The sequence below is a fragment of the Moorena sp. SIO4A1 genome, assembly GCF_010672065.1.
Taxonomy (GTDB): Bacteria; Cyanobacteriota; Cyanobacteriia; order Cyanobacteriales; family Coleofasciculaceae; genus Moorena.
Map to the genome: position 1 here is coordinate 1 of NZ_JAAHHX010000583.1, position 1,629 is coordinate 1,629.

At 41.1% G+C, this 1,629-nt stretch carries 1 protein-coding gene and 1 pseudogene; both read left to right on the forward strand.

Translation table 11 applies throughout. From position 1 onward, the window contains the following. Window positions 1-404 (forward strand): annotated as a pseudogene (locus F6K53_RS40880) (6-deoxyerythronolide-B synthase); the annotation flags it as partial. A 57-nt stretch (window positions 405-461) separates the two neighbouring features. Then, the coding region (locus F6K53_RS40885; RefSeq protein ID WP_293085964.1) for a polyketide synthase dehydratase domain-containing protein at window positions 462-1,629 on the forward strand (1,168 nt) is incomplete at its 3' end.

Genomic DNA, 1,629 nt, shown 5'->3' on the forward strand with positions numbered 1-1,629 from the left:
TCCATATACGGCAGCCTGTAAAGTTTGCTGCCAGTATGGAAACTCTACACCAACAAGGCTTGGAAATATTCCTAGAAATAGGAGCAAAACCAATATTATTAGGTATGGGGCGTCAATGTCTGCCAGAAGATAGTGGTACTTGGTTACCATCTTTGCGTCCTGGAGTAGATGAATGGCAACAAATACTCTCTAGTTTGGGGCAGTTGTATATACGGGGAGCGCAAATAGATTGGTCAGGATTTGATCGAGATTATAGCCCTCAGAAAGTTGTCTTACCAACTTATCCCTTCCAACGGGAACGGTATTGGGTGGAAACGGCTAAGGATTGTGATGGAAAAGCAATCTCTGCAACTAAACTCCACCCTCTGATTAATCAAAAGTTTTGCTCTCCCTTAGCAAAATAAATCTTTTTTGAGTCCCACTTTAGCACCACTAATCTACCGTTTTTAGCAGATCACCGTATATATGAAAAAGTTGTAGTTCCTGGTGCAAGTCACATCTCCCTATTGTTGGCAGCTGCATCTTTAACCTTACCCACAACTGCATGTCAACTAGAAGATATTCTCTTTCCCCAAGCTCTAGCAATTCCGGACCAAGGATCACGAACTGTTCAGGTAGCTCTGACTCCCCAGGATAGCTCCTATTCATGTCAAGTGATTAGCTTTGATGACTCTTTAGAATCACATACTCATAAATTGTCAAATAATGGTAATCAAGCTGATTTTTGGGCTGTTCATGCTACAGGGAAATTGGCTCTTACTAAAGCTGAACAATCACTAATAGCTCTAGAAGAGATTCAAGATCGATGTCTTACAAAAATAGATAATACAGAAGTTTACCAATATATCTGGGATAGACAAATTCAATTAGGACAAAGCTTCCGTTGGATCGAGCAAGTCTGGTTGGGAGAGGGAGAAGTTCTGTGTCAAATGAAAGTACCTCAAACGGTTTGGGATGCAACAAAATATCAACTACATCCAGCTTTGATTGACTCGTGCTTTCAGTCCATAGTCGCACTTGACTTAAGTCAATCTGACGACAACAATGAAACATTTGTACCGTTCAGTGTAGAGAAATTTATTTTCTATAAGCGTCCTCAGCCTGGATTGCTTTGGTGTTTTACCCGTGCCTCGCAAGACAAGCAAGCAAAAGAAAGATTAAAAGCCGATATACAATTATTTGACCAAGATGGACAGTTAGTGGCTCAGGTGAGTGGTCTTCAAGCCAGGAAAGCCAATCCCGAAACCTTGCTAATGACTCTGGAACCAGATTTAAGTGATTGGTTTTATGAAATCAACTGGCAAACCCAACCCCTACCATCAACTTCCCCATCTAATGGCAATGAAACAGGTAATTGGCTAGTATTTGCTCTGACAAGTAAATTGGCAGAACTGATTGGAAAGGAGTTGGCACAGAAGGGACACAACTGTATTTGGGTATCTCCAGGTTCAGAATACCAACAATTAGATGCGCAACATTATCAAATCAACCCCACTGTTGCCAAGCAATTCCAACAACTGCTGCAAGATAATGCTGAGATTAAAGGTATTGTGCATTTATGGGGTGTCAATGAAACAATCGAATCTGTGAATGAGTTACAAACAACCCAAGAACTAGGTTGTGCTACAG